26 protein-coding genes are annotated in these 25,991 nt (G+C 71.7%); 6 read left to right on the forward strand and 20 right to left on the reverse strand.

All coding sequences use genetic code 11. From position 1 onward, the window contains the following. Positions 1 to 19 precede the first annotated feature (19 nt). From LXN57_RS34370 to LXN57_RS34400, 6 genes are all read right to left on the reverse strand, one after another. The gene (locus tag LXN57_RS34370) at positions 20 to 778 is read right to left on the reverse strand and encodes an ABC transporter ATP-binding protein (protein WP_251802396.1); all 759 of its coding nucleotides are present in this window, start codon (positions 776 to 778) and stop codon (positions 20 to 22) included. After that, positions 766 to 2,118 carry a serine hydrolase domain-containing protein gene (locus LXN57_RS34375; protein ID WP_251802397.1) on the reverse strand — a complete coding sequence of 451 codons (1,353 nt, stop codon included), beginning with the start codon at positions 2,116 to 2,118 and terminating at the stop codon, positions 766 to 768. Before LXN57_RS34375 ends, LXN57_RS34370 begins: the two co-directional genes overlap by 13 nt. Continuing rightward, positions 2,115 to 4,550 carry an oligopeptide/dipeptide ABC transporter ATP-binding protein gene (locus tag LXN57_RS34380; RefSeq protein WP_251802398.1) on the reverse strand — a complete coding sequence of 812 codons (2,436 nt, stop codon included), beginning with the start codon at positions 4,548 to 4,550 and terminating at the stop codon, positions 2,115 to 2,117. The genes LXN57_RS34375 and LXN57_RS34380 overlap by 4 nt, the downstream gene beginning before the upstream one ends. Before the next feature lie 61 nt (positions 4,551 to 4,611). Then, on the reverse strand, positions 4,612 to 5,601 hold the full coding sequence (locus LXN57_RS34385) for an ABC transporter permease (RefSeq protein WP_251802399.1): 990 nt from the start codon (positions 5,599 to 5,601) through the stop codon (positions 4,612 to 4,614). Between the two features lies 1 nt (position 5,602). Continuing rightward, complete coding sequence (locus LXN57_RS34390; protein WP_251802400.1) at positions 5,603 to 7,150, reverse strand: ABC transporter substrate-binding protein; 1,548 nt, start codon at positions 7,148 to 7,150, stop codon at positions 5,603 to 5,605. Between the two features lie 266 nt (positions 7,151 to 7,416). Next, positions 7,417 to 7,698, reverse strand: coding sequence for a hypothetical protein (locus tag LXN57_RS34400; RefSeq protein WP_251802401.1), 282 nt, complete (start codon positions 7,696 to 7,698; stop codon positions 7,417 to 7,419). A gap of 140 nt (positions 7,699 to 7,838) precedes the next feature. Here LXN57_RS34400 and LXN57_RS34405 point away from each other — a divergent pair, with 140 nt between their 5' ends. The 3 genes from LXN57_RS34405 (at position 7,839) to LXN57_RS34415 (ending at position 11,095) form a co-directional block, all read left to right on the forward strand. Further along, positions 7,839 to 9,377, forward strand: a complete 1,539-nt coding sequence (locus tag LXN57_RS34405; RefSeq protein WP_251802402.1) for a sensor histidine kinase — start codon at positions 7,839 to 7,841, stop codon at positions 9,375 to 9,377. Beyond that, complete coding sequence (locus LXN57_RS34410) at positions 9,374 to 10,036, forward strand: response regulator (protein ID WP_251802403.1); 663 nt, start codon at positions 9,374 to 9,376, stop codon at positions 10,034 to 10,036. Before LXN57_RS34405 ends, LXN57_RS34410 begins: the two co-directional genes overlap by 4 nt. Before the next feature lie 63 nt (positions 10,037 to 10,099). Continuing rightward, positions 10,100 to 11,095, forward strand: a complete 996-nt coding sequence (locus LXN57_RS34415) for a hypothetical protein (RefSeq protein WP_251802404.1) — start codon at positions 10,100 to 10,102, stop codon at positions 11,093 to 11,095. Here the strand turns inward: LXN57_RS34415 and LXN57_RS34420 are convergent. From LXN57_RS34420 to LXN57_RS34430, 3 genes are read right to left on the reverse strand one after another with little or no spacing between them, the layout of a single operon-like run. Continuing rightward, on the reverse strand, positions 11,092 to 12,168 hold the full coding sequence (locus LXN57_RS34420) for a magnesium and cobalt transport protein CorA (protein ID WP_251802405.1): 1,077 nt from the start codon (positions 12,166 to 12,168) through the stop codon (positions 11,092 to 11,094). The two genes, LXN57_RS34415 and LXN57_RS34420, sit on opposite strands and share 4 nt — an antisense overlap. 14 nt (positions 12,169 to 12,182) lie before the next feature. Continuing rightward, positions 12,183 to 12,629, reverse strand: coding sequence for an OsmC family protein (locus tag LXN57_RS34425; RefSeq protein WP_251802406.1), 447 nt, complete (start codon positions 12,627 to 12,629; stop codon positions 12,183 to 12,185). Between the two features lie 27 nt (positions 12,630 to 12,656). Beyond that, a complete protein-coding gene (locus tag LXN57_RS34430) occupies positions 12,657 to 13,343 on the reverse strand; it encodes an SDR family NAD(P)-dependent oxidoreductase (RefSeq protein WP_251802407.1) in 687 nt (228 codons plus the stop codon). A 104-nt stretch (positions 13,344 to 13,447) separates the two neighbouring features. Between LXN57_RS34430 and LXN57_RS34435 the strand changes: the two genes are divergently transcribed. Continuing rightward, entirely contained in the window at positions 13,448 to 14,314 is an 867-nt protein-coding gene (locus LXN57_RS34435) for a helix-turn-helix domain-containing protein (RefSeq protein WP_251802408.1), read from the forward strand. Here the strand turns inward: LXN57_RS34435 and LXN57_RS34440 are convergent. The 10 genes from LXN57_RS34440 to LXN57_RS34485 all read right to left on the reverse strand — a co-directional run bounded on the left by LXN57_RS34440 (position 14,206) and on the right by LXN57_RS34485 (position 23,719). Beyond that, positions 14,206 to 15,051 (reverse strand): polysaccharide deacetylase family protein, encoded by an 846-nt coding sequence (locus LXN57_RS34440; RefSeq protein ID WP_251802409.1) that lies wholly within the window; start codon positions 15,049 to 15,051, stop codon positions 14,206 to 14,208. The two genes, LXN57_RS34435 and LXN57_RS34440, sit on opposite strands and share 109 nt — an antisense overlap. A 93-nt stretch (positions 15,052 to 15,144) precedes the next feature. After that, a complete protein-coding gene (locus LXN57_RS34445; RefSeq protein ID WP_251802410.1) occupies positions 15,145 to 15,924 on the reverse strand; it encodes an LLM class F420-dependent oxidoreductase in 780 nt (259 codons plus the stop codon). Between the two features lie 238 nt (positions 15,925 to 16,162). Further along, on the reverse strand, positions 16,163 to 17,152 hold the full coding sequence (locus LXN57_RS34450) for an amidohydrolase family protein (protein WP_251802411.1): 990 nt from the start codon (positions 17,150 to 17,152) through the stop codon (positions 16,163 to 16,165). Between the two features lie 3 nt (positions 17,153 to 17,155). Next, positions 17,156 to 17,671, reverse strand: a complete 516-nt coding sequence (locus LXN57_RS34455; RefSeq protein WP_251802412.1) for a 3-hydroxyanthranilate 3,4-dioxygenase — start codon at positions 17,669 to 17,671, stop codon at positions 17,156 to 17,158. After that, positions 17,668 to 18,090, reverse strand: a complete 423-nt coding sequence (locus LXN57_RS34460; RefSeq protein WP_251802413.1) for a RidA family protein — start codon at positions 18,088 to 18,090, stop codon at positions 17,668 to 17,670. The genes LXN57_RS34455 and LXN57_RS34460 overlap by 4 nt, the downstream gene beginning before the upstream one ends. Then, the gene (locus tag LXN57_RS34465) at positions 18,087 to 18,800 is read right to left on the reverse strand and encodes a 2-keto-4-pentenoate hydratase (RefSeq protein WP_438872945.1); all 714 of its coding nucleotides are present in this window, start codon (positions 18,798 to 18,800) and stop codon (positions 18,087 to 18,089) included. Before LXN57_RS34465 ends, LXN57_RS34460 begins: the two co-directional genes overlap by 4 nt. Further along, entirely contained in the window at positions 18,782 to 20,284 is a 1,503-nt protein-coding gene (locus tag LXN57_RS34470) for a 2-hydroxymuconic semialdehyde dehydrogenase (RefSeq protein ID WP_251802415.1), read from the reverse strand. The genes LXN57_RS34465 and LXN57_RS34470 overlap by 19 nt, the downstream gene beginning before the upstream one ends. Then, positions 20,281 to 21,591 (reverse strand): FAD-dependent oxidoreductase, encoded by a 1,311-nt coding sequence (locus tag LXN57_RS34475; RefSeq protein ID WP_251802416.1) that lies wholly within the window; start codon positions 21,589 to 21,591, stop codon positions 20,281 to 20,283. Before LXN57_RS34475 ends, LXN57_RS34470 begins: the two co-directional genes overlap by 4 nt. After that, positions 21,588 to 22,838, reverse strand: coding sequence for a kynureninase (gene kynU / locus LXN57_RS34480; RefSeq protein WP_251802417.1), 1,251 nt, complete (start codon positions 22,836 to 22,838; stop codon positions 21,588 to 21,590). The genes LXN57_RS34475 and kynU overlap by 4 nt, the downstream gene beginning before the upstream one ends. After that, a complete protein-coding gene (locus LXN57_RS34485; protein ID WP_438872942.1) occupies positions 22,838 to 23,719 on the reverse strand; it encodes a tryptophan 2,3-dioxygenase in 882 nt (293 codons plus the stop codon). The genes kynU and LXN57_RS34485 overlap by 1 nt, the downstream gene beginning before the upstream one ends. Positions 23,720 to 23,860: 141 nt before the next feature. On the opposite strand from LXN57_RS34485, the gene LXN57_RS34490 reads away from it, so the two are divergent. Both LXN57_RS34490 and LXN57_RS34495 read left to right on the forward strand, forming a co-directional pair. Next, a complete protein-coding gene (locus tag LXN57_RS34490; RefSeq protein ID WP_251802418.1) occupies positions 23,861 to 24,304 on the forward strand; it encodes an Lrp/AsnC family transcriptional regulator in 444 nt (147 codons plus the stop codon). A 41-nt stretch (positions 24,305 to 24,345) separates the two neighbouring features. Then, positions 24,346 to 24,951 (forward strand): helix-turn-helix domain-containing protein, encoded by a 606-nt coding sequence (locus LXN57_RS34495; protein ID WP_251802419.1) that lies wholly within the window; start codon positions 24,346 to 24,348, stop codon positions 24,949 to 24,951. Positions 24,952 to 24,960: 9 nt separating this feature from the next. Here LXN57_RS34495 and LXN57_RS34500 read toward each other — a convergent pair whose 3' ends face one another. Beyond that, positions 24,961 to 25,989: an alpha/beta hydrolase family protein gene (locus LXN57_RS34500; RefSeq protein ID WP_251802420.1), complete on the reverse strand. Its 1,029-nt coding sequence runs from the start codon at positions 25,987 to 25,989 to the stop codon at positions 24,961 to 24,963. Positions 25,990 to 25,991: the final 2 nt, after the last annotated feature.

Here is a 25,991-nt window from a genome sequence, read left to right on the forward strand (position 1 = left end):
CGGAGCCTAGTGGCATGATCTAACTTCCGAGCGGTACGCCGGGGCGCGGTACGGCATCGAGCAGTTCGCGGGTGTACTCGTGCCGGGGGTCGAGCAGCACCTGTTCGACCGGGCCGTACTCGACGATCCGGCCGTGGCGCATCACCGCGACGATGTCGCTCACGTAGCGCACGACGGCCAGGTTATGCGAGATGAACAGCATGGTCAGCCGCATCTGGCGTTGCAGGTCCCGCACGGCGTTGAGCACCGCGCCCTGGATCGAGACGTCCAGGGCCGAGGTGATCTCGTCGGCCACGATCACCTCGGGCCGGCCGGCCAGGGCCCGGGCCAGCGCGACCCGCTGCCGCTGCCCGCCCGAGAGCTCGTCCGGGCGGGCGCCGGCCCGCTCGGCAGCCAGGCCGACCAGTTCCAGCAGCCGGCCCACCTCGGCCCGCCGGGCGGCCGCGCCCAGCGGCGGCCGGCGCGGGATGGCTTCGGCGATCGAGGCCCCGATGCTCATCCGCGGGTCGAGCGCGGAGTACGGATCCTGAAAGATCATCTGCAGCGGCCGCGTGCGGAGGCCGGCGATGGGCTGCCCGTCGAGCCGGATCCGGCCCGCGGCCAGCGGGACCAGGCCGACCGCGGCACGGGCCAGCGTCGACTTGCCCGATCCGGACTCGCCGACCAGGCCCACGATCTGCCCGGCCGGCACGACCAGGTTCACCCCGTCGACCGCGACCGTGCCGCGCCGGCGCGAGCCGAAGCGGACGGTCACGTCCTCGAACGTCAGCTCGCGCATCGCGGCGTGGCCCGAGCGCCGAAGTGCACGTACTTCTCGCCGGTGGGCAGCTGGTAGAAGGTGGCCGGGATCCAGTTGCCGGTCTCCGGGTCCTGGCAGACGAACAGGTCGGGCGCGACCGCGACCATCGGATAGTCGACCGGCTCCTCCTGCAGCAGCTCGGCCATCGCGCCGGTGACGCTGACCCGCATGACCGGGCCGTTCTCGCCGACGCTGATCTCCTGACGGATGCTGGCCCGCTCGTAGACGCCGAGGTAGGGAGCGGGATCGACGTCGACCGGGATGGCGGGCGGGCCGAGCGGGTGCGGGACGGGCACCTGGGCCAGCGCGGCGAAGATCTCGCGGTACAGCTCCTCGTACAGCTTGGCGCCGTTGCCCCCGTTGGTCAGCAACGCGACCGCGAAGCCCTGCTCCGGAAGAAGGCGCAGGAAAGCGGCCTGCCCGATGGTGTTGCCGTCGTGGCCGATCAGCCGGTGCCCGTCCCAGCCCGCCCGCTCCCAGCCCAGACCCCACGAGTCGCCCAGCAGGTGCTTGTCGGGCAGCTCGACCTGGAACTCGGCCATCGCGGCGGCGCTCGCCGGGCTCAGCACCTCCCCGCCGCCGTCCAGGTGCATCTTCGCGAACGTCAGCAGGTCGGCCACGGTCGAGATGATCGACCCGGCCGGCCCCGCCGAGCGGGGGATGCCCCAGACCGGCGCCACGCTCTGTTTACCGTCGTGCGTCACGTGCCCGGCGGCGGCGCGGTGCAACAGCGCCTCCTCCGGCAGGGTCACCGTCCGGGTCAGCCCGAGCGGGGTGACGATCCGATCCCGTACGGCAGCGTCCCAGGTGCCGCCGGTCAGCTTCTCGACGACCCGGCCGGCCAGCGAGAAACCCGAGTTGCAGTACGACCAGGTGGCCTCGAGCGGGTGGTTCTGCGCGGCGTCGGCCAGCACGGCCGTGTACTTCTCGAGACAATCGTCGCCGCGGCCGGTGTCGGTGAAGACGTCGCCGTCGATGCCGCTGGTGTGGGTCAGCAGGTGCCGCATGGTCACCTTGGCCGTGACGCCGGGGTCGCTGAGCCGCAACTCGGGCAGCACCTCGATCAGCGGCGCGTCGAGCTGGATCTTGCCCTCGTCGACCAGCTGCATCACCAGCGTGGCGGTCCACACCTTGGTGATCGAGCCGATCTGGAACAGCGAGTCGATCGTGGTCTCGACGCCGGTGCGCAGGTTCAGCACCCCGTACGCCGCCTCGCCGATCTCGCCCTCGTGCAGGATGCCGAGGGTCGCGCCGGGCACGTCGTGCCGCTCGGCCAGCTCGGCCAGCCGCCGGGTCCACTGTGCGGTGTCGATGGTCATGCTCTGTCCCCTCCCAGGGGTGCGGCGATCTGGTCGTCCGTCTTGTCATCGTCCGCGGCCACAAAATGGCCGTCCGCGGTCGCGGCCCGCTTCTCCGACACCGCGCCCTGCCCGCCAGTAGTCGCGCGGTTGTCCGGCACTGCGGCCTGGCCGCCAGTGGTCGCGGCCCGGTTGTCCGGGACAGCGGCCGGGGCCAGGTCGGCGTGCCAGCAGGCGACTCGGCGGCCGGCGGCATACGAGGTCAGAGCCGGGTCCTGCCGACGGCACTGGTCGGTAGCCAACGGGCAGCGCGGGGCGTACGGGCAGCCCGCGGGCACGTCGTGCGGGTCCGGCGGCCGGCCCGGGATGACCGCCAGCGGCTTGGTCCGGTCGGTCGTCATGTCCGGCACTGCGGCGACGAGCGCCCGGGTGTACGGGTGCCGCGCGTCGTGCAGCAACGCGTCCGTGGGCAGGTCCTCGACGATGCGGCCGGCGTACATCACCAGCACCCGGTCGCAGACCTGGCCCACCACGGTCACGTCGTGGCTGATGAACAGCAGCCCGACCCGCTCGGCGGCGCGGATGTTCGCGATCAGCTGCAACACCTGACGCTGCACGGTCACGTCGAGGGCGGTGGTCGGCTCATCGGCGATGATCAGCGCCGGGTTGGCCATCACGCCCATCCCGATCATGGCCCGCTGGCGCATACCGCCGGAGAACTCGTGCGGCAGCTGCCGGGCGCGCCGCTCGGCGCCCGGAATGCGCACAGCGGCCAACCGGTCGACGGCCCGCCGCCAGGCCGTGCGCCGATCCGCGCCCTGGTGCTCGCGGACCACCTCGGCCAGTTGCCGCCCGACCCGCTGGGTGGGGTTGAGCGAAGTCATCGGGTCTTGAAAGACCATCGAGAGCGACGTGCCGAGCAACCGCCGCAGTTCGTTCTTGCTCAGCTCACTGCCGTCGCGCGCGTTTGAGCGCTCACCCTTGCCTGAACGCTCACGCATGTCGAAGCGCTTACTGGGAGTTGAGCGTTTACGAACATCTGAGCGCTCGGGTGCGTCAGAACGCTCACGCATGTCAGAACGCTCACGCATGTCAGAACGCTCACGCATGTCGGAACGCTCAAGGGGCTTTGAGCGTTCGCCCGCGTTCGAATGTCCAGCGGCGCCCGAACGCTCACTCGCCTCTGAACGTTCGCGCAGGTCTCCCAACTCATGCGCGGCTGAGCGTTCGCGCAGGGCTGCCAGCCCACGTGCGGTTGAGCGTTCGCGCAAGTCCGTTCCGAGGAACTCGAGGCGGTCAGCGCGCACGTGGCCCGGGCGCTCGATCAGCTGGGCGATGGCGAGCGCGGTCAGGCTCTTGCCCGAGCCGCTCTCGCCGACGATGCCGATGGCCTCGCCCTTTCGCACGGTCAGGCTCACGCCCCGTACCGGGGTCACGGCGCCGAAGCTCACATGCAGGTTCTCTACGGCCAGGAGCGGCTTCTCGGGCCCGTCAGGCTCCGGTTCGGCCCGCTGCTCCTCGTGAGTGGGGGCTGTTTGAGTCCGCTGGTTGGTCTGAGCCGAGCGCAGGCCGATCGCGCGGGCGACGGCCTCACCGGCCAGATTGAACGCCATCGCGGCCAGCACCACGGCGACCCCGGCGGCCAGGGCGCCGGCCGGGTGCACATAGATCTGGGCCAGCCCCTCGCCGAGCAGGCGCCCCCAGTCGTAGCTCGGGGCCTGCACGCCCAGTCCCAGGAACGACAGGCTCGCGAACGAGAGCAGGGCGGCGCCGGCCGCCATCGTCGCCGAGACCACCAGGGGCTCGGCGATGTTGGGCAGCACGTGCCGCACCAGGATCCGCAGGCGACCGATCCCGGCGACCCGGGCGGCAGCGATGAAATCCCGCCCCGAGATGGTCGCGGCCATCGTCTGGGTGAGCCGGGCGAAGGCGGGCGCGGTCGCGAAACCGATTGCCAGCACGGCGCCCTTGGCGCCGACGCCGAAAATGACGGCGAAGAAGAGGGCAAGAAGCAACGACGGGAAAGCGACGGCGATGTTGATGAAGGCGCCGATCCACCGGCCGGCCCGGCGCCCCAGCAGCACGGGGGCGGTGCCGAGCAGCAGCCCGGCGGTCACCCCGATCGCGGTGGCCAGCAGGGCCAGCCCCACCGACAAGCGGGTGGCGACCAGCACCCGGGCCAGGATGTCGCGGCCCAGCAGGTCGGTGCCGACCGGATGGGCCGACGAGGGACCCTGCAGGATCTCGGCCGACTGGACGGCTTCGGCGCGGCCCTGCCAGATCAGCGGGGCCACCACCGCGAGCAGCAGCACCCCGGCCAGCAGCACGGCGGCCGTGATCCCGAGCGGGCTGCGCAGCGCGGCCGTCCACCGCTTGGCGGCCCCACCCGCCGATACCGCCTTCGTCGCGGCGGCCATCAACTCGCCCGGACCACTGTTCGTCGCCGCCGTCATACGCCCTCCCGGATCGCCGAGCGCGGATCGAGCACGGCCACCGCGTCCACCACCAGCGTCATCAGCCCTCCCGGATCGCCGAGCGGGGATCGAGCACGGCCAGCGCCACGTCCACCACCAGATTGATCAGCAGGACGCCGATGCCGTAGACGAGCACCACGCCCTGCACGGTCGGATAGTCCTTGGCCAGGATCGAGCCGACGATCGTGCTGCCCAGGCCCGGCCAGGCGAAGATGTTCTCGATCAGCACGGTGCCCGCGACCAGCCCGCCGAGCAGCAGGCCACCGATGGTCAGGGTGGCGGTCAGGGCGTTGGGCAGCGCATGCCGCAGATAGACGGCGCCGGCTCGCAGGCGTTTGGCCCGGGCCGTACGGATGTAGTCGGTCTGCAGGACGGTCAGCAGCTCCACCCGCACGATCCGGGCCAGCATGAAGGCGGGCCCGACGGCGAGCGAAAGCACCGGCAGCACGTACGACGAGGGCCCGGAACGCCCGGCGACCGGCAGCCATCCGAGCTGGACGCCGAACACGAACACCAGGCCGACCGCCATGAGGAACTCGGGGATGGTCGCGACCACGACGCCGGCCGAGGTGAGGGCCCAGTCCCCGCCGCGGCGGCGGCTGTCGCGGGCCAGCACGGCCATGAGCAGGCCCAGCGGCACCGAGACGACCACCGCCACCGCGAAGGCCAGCAGGGCCATCTCGACCGTGGACCCGAGCCGCGCCGAGATCACCTCGCTGACCGGCAGACCGGAGGTCATCGAGACGCCCAGGTCGCCGGTCACGAGGTGGCCGAGGTAGCTCAGATACTGCTGCCACAGCGGGTCGTCGAGCCCCAGTTGCTCCCGCCGCTCGGCGACCAGCGCCAGCGGGGCGGTGGGGCCCAGCGCCGCCCGGACGGGATCGCCGGGCAGCACGTGGATCATCAGGAAGGCGGCGGTCACCAGCACCCAGACGCTGAGCACCAGCCGCCCGGCCCGGCGGAACCCGAACCGCACCCACGGGTTGCCGGTCAGCCCCGTCAGCCTCGGAATCTCCGCCGCCACCGACATGTCAGCCCAGCATCCGGATCGACGACGGGTCGATGTCGCCCTCGGACAGGTTCAGCTCGGCCCCGTTCACGATGGACGGGGCGTTGGAGTTGGCGAACGGCACCAGGTCCAGGTTCTGCACCACCGCCTTCTCGGCCGCGGCCCACTGCGGGCACCCGCTCTCACCGGTGAGCTTCTGGGCCTCGGTCACCGCCGCGACGTAGTCCTTGTTGTCGAAGGCGGCGAAGTTGGCGCCGTCGGGCGGGGTCGGCCCGGACAGGAACGGCACCAGCTGGCTGGGCAGCGTCACCCCGATCGGGAACATCGCCACGTCCCACGAGAGCTGGCCGGCGGCGATCTGGCCGACCTGCGTGGTCGTCACCGACTTCAGCTCGACCTGCACCCCGGCGGCCTGCCACTGCTGTTGCAACAGCTCGGCCGCGGCCTGAGCGCCCGGGTTGCCGGTGGCACCCCAGGCCACGACGAGCTTCTTGCCCGCCGCGCCGGCCGTGGCCAGCGCCGCCTTACCGGCGGCGGCGTCGAAGGCGGGCAGGTTCCCGGTGACCGTGTCGCCCTTGCAGGGGGTCATGGCCGGGGCGACCAGGCCGGTCGCGGCGGTGCCGCGGCCGCTGGTGAAGACCTGCTGCATCTGGGTCAGGTCGACCGACTGGATCAGCGCCTTGCGCACGGCCAGGTCGGCGGTGGGCAGTCCGGCCTTCTGGTTGAACCAGATCTCGCCGGTCGGGGCCAGCACGTCCCGCTTGAGGAACTGGCCGCCCTGCAGGCGCTGGCTGTCCGGGCCGGTGAAGCGGGCCGCGTTGACCTCGCCCGAGAGCACCAGGTTGGCCGTGGTGGTCTCGTTGGTGATGACCCGGATCACCACCTTGTCGGGCCGGCCCACGGTGTCGGCCTTGAAGTCGCCCGGCCCCCACGCGTACTCCTTGCGCCGGGTCAGCGTGTAGTGGTCGTCGGGCACGGCCTCGGTCACCGTGTACATGCCGGTGCCGTCCGAGGCCTGCTTGAGCTTCGTCCGGTCGGCCATCCCCTTGTCGCAGACGATCGGCAGGCCGCCCAGGTTGCGCTCGAGGAACGCGTCCGGGCTGGGCGAGGTCACCTTGACCACGCCGGCCGCCTCGTCGGCCGTGGCCTTGGCGCCGGCCGGCACGTACAGGCCGATCCGGGTCGAGGCGTTCTTGACGTCGCCCACGAACGAGATGTTCTTCGCCACCGTGGCCGCCGTCAGCGGGGTGCCGTCCGCGCACGTGATGCCCTTGCGCAGGGTGAACTCGGCGGTCGTACTGGTCGATTGCCACTTCTCGGCCAGCCCGGGCAGCGTCTTGCCGTCCGGCGCGAACCCGAGCAGGGAGTCGTAGAGGAACCGGTCGACCTGGCCGGTGACCGACAGAGAGGTGAAATGGGGATCGAGGTTGCCGGGGTCGCCCGCGACAGCCATCGTGAACGTCTTGCCGTCGACCGCCTGGCGCCCGCTCGCGCCACCGCCGCCGTCATTGCCGCAAGCTGCCAGGAGCACTGCAGCCCCCAGCGCGGCCGCGCCTCGCCAAGTCTTCATCGTGCCTCCACGTGCTGCATGTCACGAAAGACTGCCGAGGACGCGGCCCCCTTGTCTTTGGCGCTGCCGACAACATGGGGACGGTCCTCTTGTCGTGGTGGACGACACGCTCCGGCCGCGCCCGAGTTGTCGAGGGACTGTCAGATTTTCCGTACGTGTTCACCCGGCCGCCTACAGTCGGGCGGTTGACGTGCAGATGCCCGAGATCGACGGCCGGGATGTGTGCCGGGTGCTGCGGGTCGACCACGACCTGCCGATCCTCATGCTCACCGCCCGGTCACCGGCTTGTCGTCGTTGCGGTACAGCGTCCCGCCACGTTTGACGATGACGCCGGTCCGCGGCAGCCACGTCACCGTGCCCCCGGCGGCCCGGATGGTTCGCGGCACGCCGTATCCGAGCGTGCCCGGCATGGTCCGGGCGGTGCTCAGATCGGTACGCTCGACCGCCACTGTCGCCACGGCACCGGCCGACGGCACTTGCCGGGGCGCTCTTTCCGCCGTACACCCGGCCGCGGTCACGACGGCGAGCAGCAGGATCATTCGTCGCATGGCGGCCACGATGCCGAGCGGTCGTCGGCGTGCCGTCAGTAGATTGTCGAGCGATTGTCAGACTTTCGTGGGAGGACAGGGCGATCGACATCTCCCGAACCGCCGACGCGCCCGGCGCCGAACCTCGGCAGGCTGGGGGCATGCGGACACGACTGGCCCGGTGGCGCGAGCAGGCCGGCCTCACCGAGCGATGGCGGCTGGCCTACGAGGTCGTCCTGGTGGCGCTGGTGACGGTGGCGGCGGTGATCCCGTCGGCTGCGGTCGGCTGGTATCCGGCGGCGCCGTGGCTGGTCGGGGTGACCACTCCGGCGCTGATGCTGCTGCGGCTGATCCACCCGCTGGTCGCCTACCTGGCCGCGGCCCTGGTCGGACTGGGCACCGGCGGGCCCAGCAGCATGCTGCTGGTGGTGCTGAGCGCCGCCCTCGCCTACCGCCTCGAACGGTGGTGGCAGGTCGTGGCCGGGCTGGCCGCAGCCTGGGTCTGCTACGTGCTTTCCGTCGCTTGGGAACAGCCGCTGACCGTGGAGTGGGCCCTGTTCGGCACGCTGCTGTTCGCGGTCCTGGCGGTGCTGCCGGCCGGGGTGGCCCGGCTGGTCCGGCGGCGGCGGGTGCTGCTGGCGGCGATGCACGGGCGCAACGTGCAACTGCACAGCCAGCAGAACGAGATCGCCCGGCAGGCGCAGGCCCGGGAACGGGCGCGCATCGCCCGCGACATGCATGACTCGCTCGGGCACAAACTCACCCTGATCTCGCTGTACTCCTCGATGATGCGCACCGCCGACGAGGACCAGCGCGACGGGACGGCCGACCTGGTCCGCCAGACGTCGTCGGCCGCGATGACCGAGCTGCGCCAGATCCTCGGCCTGCTCGGGCAGGACGACCCCCAGTCGTTGGTACGGCCGCTGACCGGCCTGGACGAGCTGGCCGAGCAGGCCCGGTCCTCGGGCGCCCGGGTCGAGCTGGTCCGCGAGGGCGAGGCCCGGCCGGAGGCGTCGCTGACCGAGCACGCGGCCTACCGGGTGATCCAGGAGGGCCTGACGAACGCGTTGCGGCACGCCCAGGGCGGCGCGATCACGCTGCTGCTGCGATACGAGCCCGACGCGCTGATCGCCGCCGTGACCAACACGGCCGGGCACCGCGTCGTGCGGGCGACCAGCGGACAGGGGCTGCTGGGGCTGGCCGAACGGGTCCGGGTCGCGGGCGGCATGCTCTATCACGGGCCGACGCCGGACGGCGGCTTCCGGGTGGCCGCCACCCTGCCCCGTCTGGGCGAGGGCGCCGCCCCGGCTCCCGTCGAGAGCCACCCGCCGCCGACCGGGCCGGACTTCGCGGACGTGATCGAACGGCACCGCCGCCGGAACCGGTTCGTCCTCGTCGCCACCGTGCTGTCCATCGCCGCCTTCCTGGCGCTGTGCGGCGCCGGGCTCTGGCTGGTCTCGGCCTTCGCCACCGTCGACCGCGAGACGTACGACGCGGCCCGGATCGGCGCGCCCGAGCCTTCGGTACGCGAGGCCCTACCGGATCCGGAGGCCGGCACCACCGCCGACGGCGGCTGCGTGGACTATCAGGCATCGATTTTCGATCAGGTACGCGACGAGACCGGCGAGTTGAGTTACCGGTTCTGCTTCCGGGACGGCATGCTGGTCGACAAACAGATCATCCGGGAGCCGACGCCATGACCGAACCCCTGCGGGTGCTGCTGGCCGACGACGACTCGCTGATCCGTACCGCGATCGACGCGATCCTGCGGCCGGCCGCCGGCATCGAGCTGATCGCGCAGGTCGCCGACGGCCGGGCCGCGGTCGACCTGGCCCTGCGCCACCGGCCGGACGTGGCGCTGCTCGACATCCAGATGCCGGTCCTCGACGGGCTGGCCGCGCTGCGCGAGATCCGCCGCCTGGTGCCCGAGGTGCGGATCGTCGTGCTGACCACCTTCGGCCAGGACGAGTACGTCGCCCAGGCGCTGGCTCACGGCGCGGCCGGCTTCCTGCTCAAGGAGTCGGCGGCGGACGAGCTCGAGTACGCGATCCGCGCCGCCGCGGCCGGCAACGCGTACCTGTCACCGAAGATCACCCGCCAGGTGCTCGACCGGCTGCCGCCCCCGCCCACCCGGCCGACCGAGGACCAGGTCAAGGTGGACACGCTCAGCGAACGGGAGCGTGAGGTGCTGATCCTGCTGGCCCAGGGCCTGTCCAACGCCGAGATCGGCCAGCGGCTGTTCGTCTCCGAGGGCACCGTCAAGACGCACGTCTACCACGTGTTCGCCAAGCTGAGCTGCGAGAACCGGGTGCAGGCGGCCATGCTCGCCCAGCGCACCGGACTGCTGGCACAACTTTAGTGCGAGGCCGGTTCCGCCGGTCGGCAGACGCTCCCGGAACCCGCCCGCAGCCACACTTTTCCCATGACGACGACGTTCGAGACCTGGGAACTGCCGGCCCGGATCGCGCTCAGCGACCAGGGGATCGGCTACCACGCGGCCAACCCCATCATCGAGGACGTCCGGGACCACTGCCGGCGTACCGGGGAGAGCCCCTTCGAGACGTTCGGCGAACCCCGCGAGTTCGCCGCGCGGACGGCCGCGGAACAACCGCCGGGGCTGCTGGAGATGGTCGACCGCGAGGGCATGACCCCGCGCGACTACCTCGGCGGCCAGCTGTTCGTGCTGTCGGTGCTGGTCATCCCGGCGGTGGTGCTGTTCGCCGCGATCGGTCGCACGTGGACGTTCCCGGCGACAGCCGCCGGCCTCACCGGCATTGTGCTGCTGGCGGCAACGCTGTTCTGGACCGGTGGGGTGCCGCAAGCGGTGCGCGCCTCCGGCCGCCCCCACCTGGTCAAGTACGTCTGGGCCGCCACGCCCGTGCTCATCCTGGCCGCCGCGATCGCGTTCACGACGCTCCCGCGCGAGCACCTGTTCGGCATTCCGGTGGTGGCCGTCGTGGCGGTCGCGGCCCTCGCCGTGGCGTTGCAGCTGCGCGAGCCCAAGCCGGCCGGTCCGCCGTCCCGGATCGAGGCCCCGCCGACGACCGAGGCGTGGTTCGAGCGCCTCGCCGGTCTGCTGGTCGGGCGCTACGACCTGCGCCCGGACCGCGCCGCCGAACTCACCCGCACGGCCCGGGCACGGGTGACCGAGTCGGGCCGCACGGCCGAGGAGGAGCTCGGCCCGGTCGAGGAGTACGCCCGCCGGGTCCAGGAGGCCGAGCCCGTGCGCCGGAACCCGTTCTGGCGCACCCGCCCGGCCCAGATCGTCAGCCTGCTCGTCGGGATCAGCATCGCGGTGCGGGCCTTCATCGGCTGGCAGCAGGACGGCGTGTGGTGGGCCGCCTACCTGATCGCCCTCCCGGCCGGCCTCGGTGGCGTCTGGTTCCTGATCCAGGCCCTCCGCCGCAAGAACACCTAGAGCCAGCCCGCGCGGCGCAGCAGGCGGTAGAGGACGGTCGCGCTGACCAGCACGAGCAGGAGGACCGTGGGGTAGCCGTAGCGGGAGGTCAGCTCGGGCATGTGGGTGAAGTTCATGCCGTAGACGCCGGCGATGGCGGTCGGCAGCGCGGCGATGGCGGCCCAGGAGGCGATCTTGCGGAGGTCGTTGTTCTGCTCGACCGTCAGCTGGGCCAGGCGGGCCTGCAGCAGGGTGTTGAGCACGTCGTCGAACCCGACGACCTGTTCCACCGCGGCGGCGTGGTGGTCCGCGACGTCGCTGAAGTAGCGCCGGATCTCCTTGGGCAGGTCGGCGAACTGCTTGCCGGTCAGGGCGGCCAGCGGGCGCTGCAACGGCAGCACGGCCGCCTTGAACTTCATCAGCTGGCGTTTGAGCTGGTAGACCTGTTCGACGGTGACCGGGGTGCCGGGGGCGAAGACGGCCGCCTCGGTCAGCTCGATGTCGGCCTGCAGCGCGGCCGCGATGTCGACGTACGCGTCGACCAGGCGGTCCAGGATCGCGTGCACCACCGACCACGGGCCCCGGGCCAGCGCCCGCGCGTCGCTGCTGAGGTCGGCGCGCAGCGAGCTGAGCTCCATGACCGTGCCCTGCCGGACGGTGATCACGAAGCGTGGGCCGGCGAAGAGCCGGACGAAGCCGGTGCTGACGATCTCGCTGGTGGCGGTGACCCGCTCGTGCTCGACGTACTGGGCGGCCCGGACGACGAGGAAGAAGACATCTTCGTACTGCTCGATCTTCACCCGCTGTTCGCGGTGCAGGATGTCCTCGACCGCGAGCGGGTGCAGGCCGAACACGTCGGCGACATGGGTGAGCGCCGCCTCGGTGGGCTCGTGCAGGCCCAGCCAGATGAAGGCGCCCTCCTGCGCGCACGCCTTCTCGTAGAGCGACGCCAGATCCGCGGCCGGGCCGGGGCTCTCGACGGCCGCCCCGTCGACGTACAGCTCGCAGCCCACGATCGCCGTGTGGTCGGCGCGGCCGCGCACGACCGGCCGCGGCGGTTCCCAGGTGCGTCGCCCGTCCAAGATTCCCGTCACCCCCGGTCGGGAGCCTACTGCGGCGAGGTGACGGCGCCGGCCTCGAAGGTCGACACCGGCGTGCCGGCCTCGACGGTGCGGGTGACGGTGCACAGCTTGTCGTGCGACTGCCGGATCAGCCGGGGCACGATCGCCCGCGCGCGGTCGCCCTGCTCCCCGCCCGGGAACGCGACGTCGAACTCGACCTCGAGGTTCTCCAGCCGGTTCTCGCCGCCCTCGGTCTTCACCTTGTCACCCCGTACGCGGATGAGGAACCGCGTCGGCTCGCCCTTCCGGCTGGTCACCAGGTCGACGTCGATCCCCGAGCAGCCGCCCAGGGCGGCCAGCAGCAACTCGACCGGTGTGAACCGCTCGTCGTCGCCCGACCCCAGCGGGATGACGCCGCCCCGGACGTTCCGCACGTCGTACTCACCGGCACTGGTCCGCTCGATCTCCACCGACCGCTGGCTTCCGTCCGTCATCCCCGGGACGTTACGCGCCCCCGGCTCTCACCAGCGCAGCAGGCCGTTCTCGTCCTGCAGGGTGCCGGTCGGGGCGTCCGGGCCCAGGGTGGCCAGGCGGACGACGACACGGGCGCTCTGCTCCGCCGGCCGGCCGATGCCGAAGGCGGCGGTCATGTCGGTGGCGGTGGCGCCGGGCTCGACCGCGTTGAACTTGATGCCCGGGTGGGCCTTGGCGTACTGGACGGTGAGCATCGTGGCGGCCGCCTTGGAGGCCGCGTACAGCGCCAGCGGCAGGCCAGACTCCGGCCGCTCGGGGTTGGTCACCGCCCAGAACGACCCCATGCTGCTCGACACGGTGACCACCGTGGGGTTCGAGGATTCGCGCAGCAAGGGCAGCGCGGCCTCGGTGACCCGCACGATGCCGACCGCGTTGGTGTCGAACGCCCGCAGGGCTCCGGGCCCGTCGATGTCGCCGGCGGCGAGGATGCCCGCGTTGTGCACCAGGACGTCGAGCCGGCCCTCGGCGGCCCCGACCGTCGCCAGCGCCTCGCGCACCGAGGCGTCGTCGGTCACGTCGAGCCGGACGAAGCGGGCGCCCAGGTCGGCCGCGGCCTTCTCACCTCGTACGGTGTCGCGCGCCCCGACATAGACGGTGTGGCCCCGCTCGACGAGCTGCTTGGCGGTCTCGTAACCGATGCCCTTGTTGGCCCCGGTGATCAGTGTGATGGTCATGCCTCCGAGGTTCTCCCCGGCCGCAGCCGGGAGCCAGAGTCCCGTTCAGCCTGGGGTGTCGCAGGGCCCCCTCTGTCCGCGCGGGCCCGGCCTAGGCTGATGGGGTGAGGGAGACGACCAACGCCCTGGGGGCGTTCCTGCGGGCCCGGCGCGAGCTGGTGACGCCCGAGCAGGCCGGCATTCCCGAGGTGGGGGTGCGCCGGGTGCCGGGGCTGCGGCGCGAGGAGGTCGCCATGCTCGCCGGCATCAGCGCCGACTACTACCTGCGGCTCGAGCGCGGGCGCGACCGCAATCCGTCCGGGCAGGTGCTCGAGTCGATCGCCCGCGTGCTGCGCCTCGACGACGACCACCTGGCCCACCTGCTCACGCTGGTCGGTGACGCCTCCCGGCAGCGCCGGCGCCGGCCCCGCCGCCGCGAGACCCCGCCGCCGGGCGCGCTCAAGTTGCTGGGATCCCTCGTGCAACCGGCCTTCATCGAGGACCGGTACTTCGACGTCCTGGCCTCGAACCGGCTGGCCCAGGCGCTGTCGCCCCGCCTCGCCGTGGGCGGCAACCAGCTGCGCGACCTGTTCCTCGACCCGGCCGAGCAGGCGTTGTACCCGGAGTGGCAGACCGTCACGGAGTGCTTCGTCGCCAACCTGCGCCAGGCCGTGGGCACCGACACCGACGATCCGCGCTTCATCGAACTGACCGGCGAACTTTCCCTGGCCAGCGCCCGGTTCCGGCAGTTGTGGGCGCGGCACGAGGTGCGCGGGCAGCGCGGAACGCCGATCCGGCTGCTCCACCCGCAGGTCGGCGAGCTGACTCTCAACCGCGAACGGTTGAGCATCGCCGGCGCCGAGAGCCTGATGCTCGTCGTCCTTCACCCGGACGAGGGCTCCAGCGACGCCGAGAAGCTGGCGCTCCTGGCTTCCGCGGGCCTGCCCTCGGACGGGCTGCGCAGGAGTTCGGAGACGGTGACGAAGCGGTAGCCGCGCTCCTGCAGGGCGGCGATCATCGCGGGCAGGGCGTTCAGCGCGACCAGGCGGCGCTTGTCGCCGGCGTCGTGGGCCAGCACGATCGAGCCCGGGCGCATCGTGTCGATCAGGTCCTGGGCCTGGGCCGTGGGATCGCCGGCGTACCTGCGCTCGCGCATCTGGTGCGACCACAGCGCGATGTCGTAGCCCATCGAATCGGCGGCCAGCACGGTCGAGCCGCCGAGGTGCCCGTACGGCGGCCGCAGCAGCGTCGCCTCGCGGCCGGTGTGCCGCTTGATGGCCTCGTGGGTGCGCTCCAGCTCGCGGCGGGCGCCGGCCAGGTCGAGCGTGGCCAGGTCGTCGTGCGACCACGAGTGGTTGCCCACCTCGTGCCGGCCCAGCCGGTGGCGGACCAGGCCGGCGTGCTCCTCCAGGTGCCGTCCGACCATGAAGAACGTAGCCGGCGCCCGGGCCTCGTCGAGCACGTCGAGGAACTGCGGCGTGTATTCGGGCAGCGGGCCGTCATCGAACGTGAGCGCGACCAGCTTCTCGGTGGTGGCCCGGAAGTAGTGGATCTGCACGCCGCCGTGCGCCACCGCGCCGAGATCGTCGGCCGCCGCGGCGTAACCCCCGCCCAGCGGCGGCCGATCCCAGCCGAACCAGTGCTTCACCTGACCGGACCCGGCAAGTGCGGTAGCCGCACCGACCGCGGTGAGCAGTCCCCCACGCAACATCCCCCGACGAGTAACCATGCCGCGCAGCCTCGTTGATCATGGGCGGGTCGCGCGTCGGCCACCGGACAGGTTCCGACGACCGTCGATATCAGCCGGAAGTAAGAGCCGGGGTCAGCCGTTGGTCTCGTCGCGCCAGTCGATCCACGCGCGCAGATCGCTGAGGTCGTAGTCGGGGCCGCTCGCGCTGACAGTGAACAGGGAGACGCCCAGCTCCCGCAGCGCCGGGGCGGAGTCGGCCGGCTTGCCGCTCACCGCGGTGGAGATCTCGATCTCAGCCGGGTCGCGGCCCACGTCGGCGCAGTGCTGCCGCAGGATGCCCGACTTGCGCCCGATCGTCTCGGCGTCGCCGAAGCTGTGCCAGATGTCGGCGTGCTTGGCCACCAGGCGCAGCGTCTTCTTCTCGCCACCGCCGCCGATCAGCACCGGGACCTTGCGGGTGGGCGCCGGGTTGAGCTTGGCGAACCGGGACTCGATGCGGGGCAGCGCCTCGGCCAGGTCGTCGAGGCGACCGCCGGCCGTGCCGAACTCGTAGCCGTACTCCTGGTAGTCCTTCTCGAACCAGCCCGAGCCGATGCCGAGGATCAGCCGGCCGTCGCTGATGTGGTCGACGGTGCGGGCCATGTCGGCCAGCAGCTCCGGGTTGCGGTAGCTGTTGCAGGTGACCAGGGCGCCGATCTCGACCCGGCTGGTCTGCTCGGCCCAGGCGGCCAGCATCGTCCAGCACTCGAAATGCAGGCCCTCGGGCTCGCCGTAGAGCGGATAGAAGTGGTCCCAGTTGAACAGGATGTCGGCGCCCAGCTCCTCGGCTTCGGCGGCGGTGCGGCGGATGGTCTGGTAGTCGGCGTGCTGCGGCTGAAGCTGCAGCCCGATCCGGACGGGCCTGGAAGTCATGATCGAAGCCTAAGCTCCCCGGCGTCGTCCCGCCCGGCAGGCTCGCGCACCCGCCGGCGCGCGGCTGGTCCCTTCGCGGAACTGAACAGACGAACACGTTCATCGTCGGCGCCCGGGAGCCGTCGTCCGTCGAAATACTCAGCCACCGGCGACGACGAAGGCGATCCCCACGATCGACCGGATTCCGGCCGGGCTGCGGCAGCCCCGCGTTGCGAGCCGGGAGCAGATTCGCGGCGAATCAGCCGAACAGGTAACGGGACGCGTTGTCGACGAGGAGCTTCCGCTGCTGGTCCGGGGTGAGGAACGAGGCGGTGCGGACGACGTTCCCGGCCGGGCGCTCGCCCAGCGGGTACGGGTAGTCGCTGCCCACCACGACGCGGTCCTCGCCCATGGTCTCGACCAGCAGCCGCAGCGCAGGCTCGCTGAAGACGACCGAGTCGACGTAGAGGCGGTCGGTGTACTCGCTGGGCGGCCGGGTGGAGCGCCCCCGCACGAGGTCGCCGCGCCGGTGCCAGGCGTTGTCGGCCCGGCCCAGCCAGTACGGGAAGCTGCCGCCGCCGTGGGCGAAGCAGAGCCGCAGCGACGGCGGCACCCGGTCGAGCACGCCGCCCAGGATCAGGGCCAGCGCCGACAGGTGGGTCTCGGCCGGCATCCCGGTGAGCCAGCGCGCCATCCAGCGGTCGAGGCGCGGCCCGTCCGGCATGTCCCACGGGTGGACGAAGACCGGAGCGCCCACGGCCGCGCAGTGCTGCAGGAACTCGACGATGCCGGCGGAGTCGAGGTCCTGGTCGCCGACGTGGTTGCCGATCTCGACCCCGACGTGCCCGTTGGCCATCGACCGGTCGAGCTCGGCGCAGGCCGCCGCCGGATCCTGCAGGGGCACCTGGCAGAACGGGATGAACCGCGGGTGGCCGCCCGTCACGGAAAGGGTCAGGTCGTTGAAGATGCGGGACAACGCCGCCGCCTGGGCCGGGGTGCGGTCGTAGCCGAAGAAGACCGGCGTCGGCGACACGACCTGCCGGTCCACCCCGTCGAGATCCATGTCCGCCCGCCGTACGTCCGCGTCCCAGCACGACGAGTCGACCCGGCGGAACTCGGTGTCGCGGACCATGATGATCGCTTCGCGCTCGGATTCGATCTTGAGCCAGGGCCAGCCCGCGCCGCCGCACTCCACGGCGAGGTCGGGCCAGCCCTGGGGCACGACGTGGGTGTGCACGTCGATAGTCAAGCGTCAGCCCTTTCCGGGATGCAGCGCGCCGCAGTTCTCGCACGTGCGCGCCTTCTCGTCCGCGTAGAACGCGGTGAACACGGGAGGCAGGTCCTCGACGATGTCCCGCACCTGGAGCTCGACCTCGTGCACCCGGTGATCGCACTCGAAGCAGTACCACTGGAACTTCTCCAGCGTCCCCTCCTCGCGCACCCGCTCGACGACCAGGCCGATCGAGCCCGGCTCGGGTCGCTGCGGCGAGTGCGGCGTGTTGCCCGGCAGCACCCACATCTCGCCCTCGCGGATGTGCACGTCCTTCGGGCCCTCGGGCGTCATGGTCTTGACGTGCATGTTGCCCTTGACCTGGTAGAAGAACTCCTCGTAGGGATCGACGTGGAAGTCGGTCCGCGAGTTCGGGCCGCCGACCACCATGACGATGAAGTCGTCGCCGGTCGGGAACATCTGCTTGTTGCCGACCGGCGGCTTGAGCAGGTGCTTGTTGTCCTCGATCCAGCCCGGGAAGTTGATCGGGTCGGTCATGACGCCTCCTTGGACGGCAACACAGCGACAGCTTGGATCTCGATCAGAAGGTGCGGGTGAGGCAGCTGGTGCACGGCCACCGTGGTCCGCGACGGACCGTCGACATCGAAGAACTCGGCATAGACGGCGTTGTAGCCGCCGAAGTCGTTCATGTTCACCAGATACGTCGTGATCTGCACGACGTCGTCCAGCGTGGCGCCCACCGAGGCCAGGATGTCGGCGATGTTGGTGATCACCGCGCGCGTCTGCACGGCGATGTCGAGCGAGGTGGTGCCCAGGGCGTCGACCGCGGCGCCGGCGATGGTGTTGTCCGGCAACCGGCTGCTGGTGCCGCTCACGAAGGCGAACCCGTTGGCCACCTTGACGTGCGGGAACCGGCCCCGCGGGGTGGCCTTGCCGTCCACCAGCTTCCCGGTCACGACGAGGCCTTCAGCGAGGCTGATCCCAGACCCGCGACTTCCACTCGTACGGTCTGGCCCGGACCCACCAGCACGGCCGCGGTGGCCGCGCCGGCCAGGACGATCCAGTCGTCCTCGAGCGTGCCGGCCAGCCGCAGCGCCTCGGCGAACGCCGCCCGCGGGTCGCCCAGGATCGCTGCCGTGGAGCCGCTTTCGACCACCTCGCCGTCGACCAGCAGGCGCACGCCGAGATCATCGACGGCCGGCGGGACGGGCTGCCACGGGCCGACCACGAACCCGGCGGCCGACGTGTTGTCGGCGATCACCTCGTCCAGGGTGAACTTGAAGTCGAGCCAGCGCGAGTCGATCACCTCGAGGGCCGGCGCGACGGCCGCGATCGCCCCGTCGCGCACCAGGAAAGCCACCTCGGGCTCGGCCTTGGGATGGATGCGCGGCCCGAGGTCGAGCACCCCGCCGTCCTCGATCCGCATGGCGTCGGTCAGCCATCCCCAGATGACCGAGTCGACGCCCATCTGCCGCATCTTGGCCTTGCTGGTGAGGCCGAGCTTGACGCCCACGCGCGTCTCGCCGCGGGCCAGCCGGAGGTCGACCACCTCGCGCTGCACCGCGTACGGGTCGGCGATCTCGTGCCCGCCCCCGGGGAGCTCGGTGGCAGTGGTGAGGGCGTTGTCGAGGGCAAGAGCGAGCGGTGTCATGACATGTCCACGCAGACGTTGGTGTACTCGGAGTAGAAGTCGAGCGAGTGGCGGCCGCCCTCGCGGCCCACGCCCGAGGCGCGCATGCCGCCGAACGGCGTGCGCAGATCGCGCAGGAACCAGGTGTTGATCCAGACCAGGCCGACATCGAGTTGCGCGCCGGCTCGCAGCGCACGGCCCACGTCCCGGGTCCAGACCGTTCCGGCCAGCCCGTACGCGCTGTCGTTGGCCAGCGCGAAGGCCTCGTCCTCGTCGTCGAACGGCGCGAGGTGGCAGATCGGCCCGAAGATCTCTTCCCGTACGGTGCGGGCGTCCTGGCCGAGGCCGGTGATCACGGTCGGCTCGATGTAGGAGCCGCCGTCGCGCTCGTCACCGAAGTGCGGCACGCCACCGCCGGCCAGCACCGTCGCGCCCTCGGAGCGGGCCAGGTCGTAGTAGCCGAGCACCTTGTCCCGGTGGGCCTTGGAGATCAGCGGCATGGTGCCGGTGGTCTCGTCGGACGGCCACCCGTAGGTCAGCTCACGGGCCCGGGCGGCCAGCCGCTCGGCGAACTCGTCGAAGACCGACCGGTGCACGTACAGCCGTTCGGTGCACAGGCAGACCTGCCCGCCGTTGGTGAAGCTGGACCGCACGCTGCCGGCCACCGCCGCGTCGAGGTCGGCGTCGGCGAAGACCAGGCCGGCGTTCTTGCCGCCGAGTTCGAACGACACCGGTTTCACGCCCGGAGCGGCCGCGCGCATGATGGCCGCGCCGGTGGCCGACTCGCCGGTGAAGGTGATCGCGTCCACGCCGGGGTGGGTGGTGAGCCACTCGCCGGCCGCGTCGGGGCCGTGGCCGTGCACGAGGTTGAACACGCCCTCGGGCACACCGGCCGCGGCCATCACCTCGGCCAGCACGGTGGCCGAGGCCGGAGTCTCCTCGCTGGGCTTCACGATGACCGCGTTGCCGCACGCCAGCGCGGGCGCCACCTTCCAGGTGAGCAGCAGCAGGGGCAGGTTCCAGGGCACGATGATCGCGACGACGCCCATCGGCTTGCGGACGGCGTAGTTGAGCGCGCGCCCGCCCCCGGCGGTGGCCGTGGTGAACGACTCGGTGCCGGTCGCGGCCACGACGTCGGCGAACGCCCGGAAGTTGGCCGCGCCGCGCGGGATGTCGAGCGTACGGGCCTGGGTCAGAGTCTTGCCGGTGTCGGCGACCTCGGCCGTGACCAGGTCGTCGAACCGGCGCTCGAGCTCGTCGGCGATGCGGCGGAGCACGGTGGCGCGTTCCTGCTCGGTCGTTCGGCCCCACGGACCGCGGACGGCAGCCCGGGCGGCGGCGACCGCGTCGTCCACGGTGGACCGGTCGGACTCGGTGACCGAGAAGACGGTCTCACCGGTGACCGGCGAGGCCTTGGCGAACGTGGCGGTGGCCGGGCGGAACTCCCCCGCGACGAAGTTGCGCAGCAGCGGCGGATCGCCGGCCGGGCGGCCGGTGACCAGCGTCGGGTCCCAGTTCATCGCACCACCCGCCGGATCAGCGCGGCCGCGGCCAGGGCGACCAGCGCGCCGGCGACCGCGCCGACGGCCTGGTGCTGCCGCCGGACGCGCCGGCGGACCTCGGCGTACGGCGTGGTCGAGAAGGACACCAGCTCGTAGCGCGAGACGTACCGGCCGGGCAGCCACCGCTCGAGCGCGTGCTCGACGTTCTTGCCCAGCTTGAAGAACGGGTCGGCCACCTTGTCGCGCATCTCGACGAAGTTGGCCAGGGCCATCTCGGCGATCGCCTCCGAGTTCTCGCGGCGGCCCCGCTCGTAGCGGGGCAGGGCCGCGGCCCAGTCGTCGCCGGTGGCGTCGAGGCAGCGGTCCAGCTCGACCACGTCCTCGAACGAGGCGTTGGCGCCCTGGCCGTAGAACGGGACGATGGCGTGCGCGGCGTCGCCGATCAGCGCCACCCGGCCCAGCATCTGCCAGGGCGCGCACTTGACCGTGCCGAGCACGCCGACCGGGTTGTGCCGGTAGTCGTCGACCAGGTCCGGGATCAGCTCGAGCAGGTCGGGGTACTGCGAGCGGAAGTGCCGCTCGACCGCGGCCGGGCTGCCCAGCGAGGCGAAGCTGCCGGCGCCGTCGTTGGGCCAGAACAGCGTGCCGGTGAACGAGCGGTCGGGGTTGGGCAGCGCGATCATCATCGAGGTGCCGCGCGGCCAGATGTGCAGGGCGCCCGGGTCGAGGGCGTACTCGCCGTCGCGGGCCGGGATGGTCAGCTCCTTGTAGCCGTAGTCGAGGAAGCTCACCGTCTCGGTGAAGCCGTCCCCCGCGTACGCCATGAGCAGCCCCCGCGTCGCCGAGCCGGCGCCGTCGGCCCCCAGCACGATGTCGGCCTTGGCCTGGCTGCCGTCGGCGAAACCGAGCGTGCCCGTCTCCGGGTCGAGCGCGGTCAGCGGGTGGTCGAAGTGGAGGGTCACGCCCGCGGTGGCGCTCGCGGCGTCGAGCAGCGCGTCGTTGAGCGCGCCCCGGCCGATCGAGTTGATCGCCCGGTCACCCGAGATGCTGTACGGCTGGAAGTTGGTCTCGCCGCCCAGCGGATGCACCATGCGGCCGCGCATCGGCAGCGCGTCCGCGAGCACCTGATCGTCGAGGCCGATGCGCCGCAGCGCGTCGATGCCCCGCTCGGAGAGCGCCAGGTTGATCGAGCGGCCGCGCTCGGCCCCGGTGACCCTTGGGTCGGGGCGGCGCTCGTACAGGTCGACCGTGTACCCGCGCCGGCCCAGATAACAGGCGAGCAGGCTGCCGCACAGCCCGGCGCCGACGACCGCGATCTGCGTCACTTGGTCTCCTCCACACAGGCGGCCAGCGCCTCGGCGGCCCGCCGGCAGTCCTCATAGGTCGAATAGAGCGGCACCGGCGCGAACCGCACGACATCCGGCTGGCGCGCGTCGGCGATCACGCCGTACTCGAAGCGCAGCCGCTTGGTCAGCGCGCCCGCGTTGCCCTCGTGCAGGCGGACCGAGAGCTGACAGCCGTGCCGTTCCGGCTCCCGCGGCGTGATCACCGACAGCGGCCGGGTGGCCACCACCTCGTCCAGCAGCTCGCGCAGGTAGGTGGTCAGGCGCAGGCTGCGCTCGCGCAGGGCGGGCATCCCGACCTCGTCGAAGATGCGCAACGACGTACGGACCGGGCCCATCGCGAAGATGGGCGGGTTGGAGACCTGCCAGGCGTCGGCGCTGCGCGGCGGCCGCGACTCGGGGGTCATCTCGAACCGGGTGGCGGCCTCGGTGCTCCACCAGCCCTCGAACCTGGGGAGAGGGGAACCGTGGTGGCGCTCGTGGATGAACACGCCGGCCAGCGCGCCCGGGCCCGAGTTCAGGTATTTGTACGAGCACCAGGCGGCGAAGTCGGCGCCCCATTCATGCAGCGCCAGCGGCACGTTGCCGGCCGCATGGGCGAGATCCCAGCCGACGACCGCGCCGGCCTTCCGGCCCGCCGCGGTGATCACCGGCATGTCCATGACCTCACCGGTGAGGTAGTTGACGCCGCCCAGCATCAGCAGGGCCACCGTTTCGCCCTCTGTCTCGAGGAACGCGACGATGTCCTCGGTGCGCAGCGTGTCCTCGCCGTCGCGCGGCCGCAGCCGGACGACCGCGGTGTCCGGGTCGAGGCCGTGGAACCGGGCCTGGCTGCGGACGGCGTAGCTGTCCGACGGGAACGCGGCGTCCTCGATGACGATCCGGGTGCGGTCGCCGGCCGGGCGGTAGAACGACACCATCAGCAGGTGCAGGTCGACGGTGAGCGAGTTCATCACCACGACCTCGGACGGCAGCGCGCCGACGAGCCGGGCCGCGGGCTGGGTGAGCAGCTCGTGGTAGGGCAGCCAGGGCCGGGCCGCGTCCAGGTGCCCCTCGACGCCGAGCCGGGCCCAGTCGTCGAGGTCCTCGTTGAGCTCGGCCCGGGTCGCCCGGGGCTGGAGCCCGAGCGAGTTGCCGGCGAAGTATGCCACCTCCGGATGGTCACCGCCCTCGGCCGGCGGGACATGGAACAGGTGCCGGTGACCCGGATCCTGCTGATCGCGCTCCATCACATCTCCGTCCGCGAGGTCCACAGCTCCGGGAAGACCGGGCGGGCCATGCTGCGCTGCAGGAAGGTCAAGCCGTTCGACCCGCCCGAGCCGCTCTTGGCCCCCATTGTCCGCTGCACCGCCTTGAGGTGCAGATAGCGCCAGTCGCCGAACCGGTCGGCGACCTCGGTCAGCGCCTCCCCCAACAGCCTAAGGTGGTTGTCCGGGCCCGGGTCACGATAGATGCGCACCCACGCGTCGGCGACCGACGGATCAGCCTCGTGCTCGTCGGCCACGTCGCGGCTCAGCAGCTCGGGCTTGAGGTCGTGGCCGTGCCGGGCGAGCAATGCGATCACCTCGTCCCACAGGCTCGGCCGGTTGAGGGCCGCGGTCAGCTCGTCGTACTCCGTGGTGCCCTTGAACGGGCGGATCAGCGACCGGGTGCGCAGCCCGAGCAGGAACTCGACCTGGCGATACATGGCCGACTGGAAGCCGGAGCCCTCGCCCAGCAGGTCACGGAACCGGTTGAAGTCGGCCGGAGTCATCCAGCGCAGGGTCTGCCAGGCCGCGTTCAGGCCCTCGAGGTGCAGGGCGGCCCGCTTCAGCGGAGCCAGCGCCGGCCAGATCTGATCCGAGCGCAGGTGGTCGCGGGCCTGCTGGAGCTCGTGCCGGATGAGGTTGAAGTACAGCTCCATGATCTGGCTGACCACGAGGAACGACATCTCGCCCGGGTCGCCGCTGAGCGTGCGCTGCAGGGTGTGCAGGGTGCTGGCGTGGACGTACGCGTCGTAGGGCACCCGCTGCCCGAACTCCAGGGTGGGTGCTCCGTCGTTGCGGGATCGACGCGCGTCACGCTCCGCGGCGTTGGTGGGCCGCACGGCCGCCGTGTTCACGGATTTCACTGTCTTCTCCTCGCCCTTGACCGGTCCATGATTTCGTTGCGAGGGCCTCCGTCGGAATGCCGAATTAACGGCGCTGACCTCGGGCTACCGGTGATCGTTGGCTAGATTTGCGGAATCACTTAACGATCGGAAGGTGGCCGGATGGACGCGATGGACTGGGCGCTGCTGCGCGAGCTGCAGGACGACGCGCGCCTGTCCTACAGCGAGCTCTCGCGGCGGGTGCACCTGTCGCCGCCGGCCGTGGCCGAGCGGGTGCGACGGCTCGAGGAGACCGGGGTGATCACCGGCTATCACGCCCACGTCGACCTGGCCAAGACCGGGCGCGAGGTGCTCGCCCTGATCCGGATGTCGTGTTACGGCCCGACCTGCGTGCTGCGCGACGACAAGGTGCCCACCTGGCCCGAGGTGCTGGAGATCAACCGGGTGACCGGCGACACGTGTTCCGTGCTCAAGGTCGCGACCGCCTCGATGGAGGCGTTCGAGGAGGTCATCGACCGGTTGGGCGGCTACGGAGCGCCGTCCAGCACGATGATTCTGTCCACTCCGCTGACCTGGCAGCCGATCGCGCCGCCCCCCGAGTTTTAGGTAGGATCGAACAAAGGTCGTGGGTTGACGGGGAGGTCGACGTGTCGGAGCCGATCGAGGAGACAACTGCCTCGACCCAGGTCGGTCCGCGCATCCGCGAGTTCCGCAAGCAGCGCGGTCTCACCCTGCGCAGCCTGGCTGCCCGGGCCGGGTTGTCGATCGGGTTCCTGTCGCAGGTCGAGCGGGGCATCTCGTCGATCGGGCTGACCGCGCTGGGCAGCGTGGCGAGCGCGCTCGGCCACTCGGTGGCCGACTTCTTCGACACACCGGCGGCGGGCGCGGCCGATCCGGTCGTGGTGCCGATGCCCCGGCACTTCACGCTCACCCGGGGCGAGAACGCGGCCGTGCAGTACGTCTCCGGCCAGCAGACCTACCGCATGCTGTCCGACCGCGGGGCCGGCCTCGTGCTCGAGCCCATGGTGGTGCACATCGCGCCCGGCGGGCGGCGCGAGAACGCGTACGGCCACGCCGGCGAGGAGTTCGCATACGTGATCTCGGGCGAGCTGCTCTACGAGGTCGACGGCGTCGAGCACCGGCTGCACCCGGGCGACAGCGTGCACCTGCGCTCGTCGGTGCCGCACAGCATGTACAACGACACCGACGAGGTGACCACCGTCGTCTCGGTGGTCACCCCGCGATTGTTCTGAGGTTCCTGTTCACGTACGTGAAATTCGGCGCCCCACCTCGGCCAGGGTGGCGGCCCAGATCGGCGAGCCGGGCGCGATCACGTCGAAGTGGTCGCCCGCCTGCTCCAGCAGCGTGATCCCGGACGCGGCGGCGAACCGCCGGTTGATGTCCACCAGGTCGAGGCCGTCGCCGCTGCCCTGCACGAGCAGCGCCGGCGAGGCCAGCGGCAGCCGGGCCATCGGGTCGCTCGCCGCGTAGACGTCCGGCACGTCGTCCGGCCCGCCGCCCAGCGCCGTCGTGATCGCGCCCTCGCCCACGAACCGCCGCTGGCCCTCGCCCAGGTCGATCACCCCGGCCAGCGAGACGGCCAGCGCGAGGTCCGGGTCGTCGGCGGCCAGGCGCAGCGCGAGCTGGCCGCCGGCCGAGTGACCGAACAGCACGATCGGGGCGCCCGGGTGGCGTTCCCGGGCTTTCGCCACGCCCGCGGCGACGTCGGCCGTGGTGGCCGCCCAGCCGTGGCGGTCGGGGCGGCGGTATTCGAGGTTCCAGCTGATCCAGCCGCGGGCGGTCAGGTCGATGGCGAGCGCGTCCATCAGGTCGGCGGCCCAGTTCGACCGCCAGAACCCGCCGTGCAGGAGAATCCCGACCGGCGCCCCGGAGGGGGCGTCCGGCGCGCCGGTCGGGACCCGTTCATCGGCCCACTGCTCCGGGTGATCGCCGTAGGCGACCCGGGCGGCGGGCTCGCGCAGCCGGTGCACGCTGTGCTTGATCGCCCAGGCCAGACCCCACACGCCCCGGCCGTGCAGATGCTGGGGCGACGCGGGTTGGGCGGCGACGGTGAGGTCGTAGAAGACGGTGTTGGCGGGCGCGGCGGCCAGCAACGCCGGATCGGCCGGCACCACCACGGCCGGGCCGTCGTGCGCGGCCAGCTCCTCGGCGGTTGCGGCGGGCACCACCCGCAGGCCCACATCCAGGTCCCAGGCCGTGTTGCCGGCCAGGGAGGTGAGCAGGCCGCGGTCGGCGACCAGCTGTGAGCCGAGCACCAGCAGGACATCCATCG

The sequence above is a fragment of the Paractinoplanes hotanensis genome, from assembly GCF_023717965.1.
In the GTDB taxonomy this organism is placed as follows: Bacteria; Actinomycetota; Actinomycetes; order Mycobacteriales; family Micromonosporaceae; genus Actinoplanes; species Actinoplanes polyasparticus.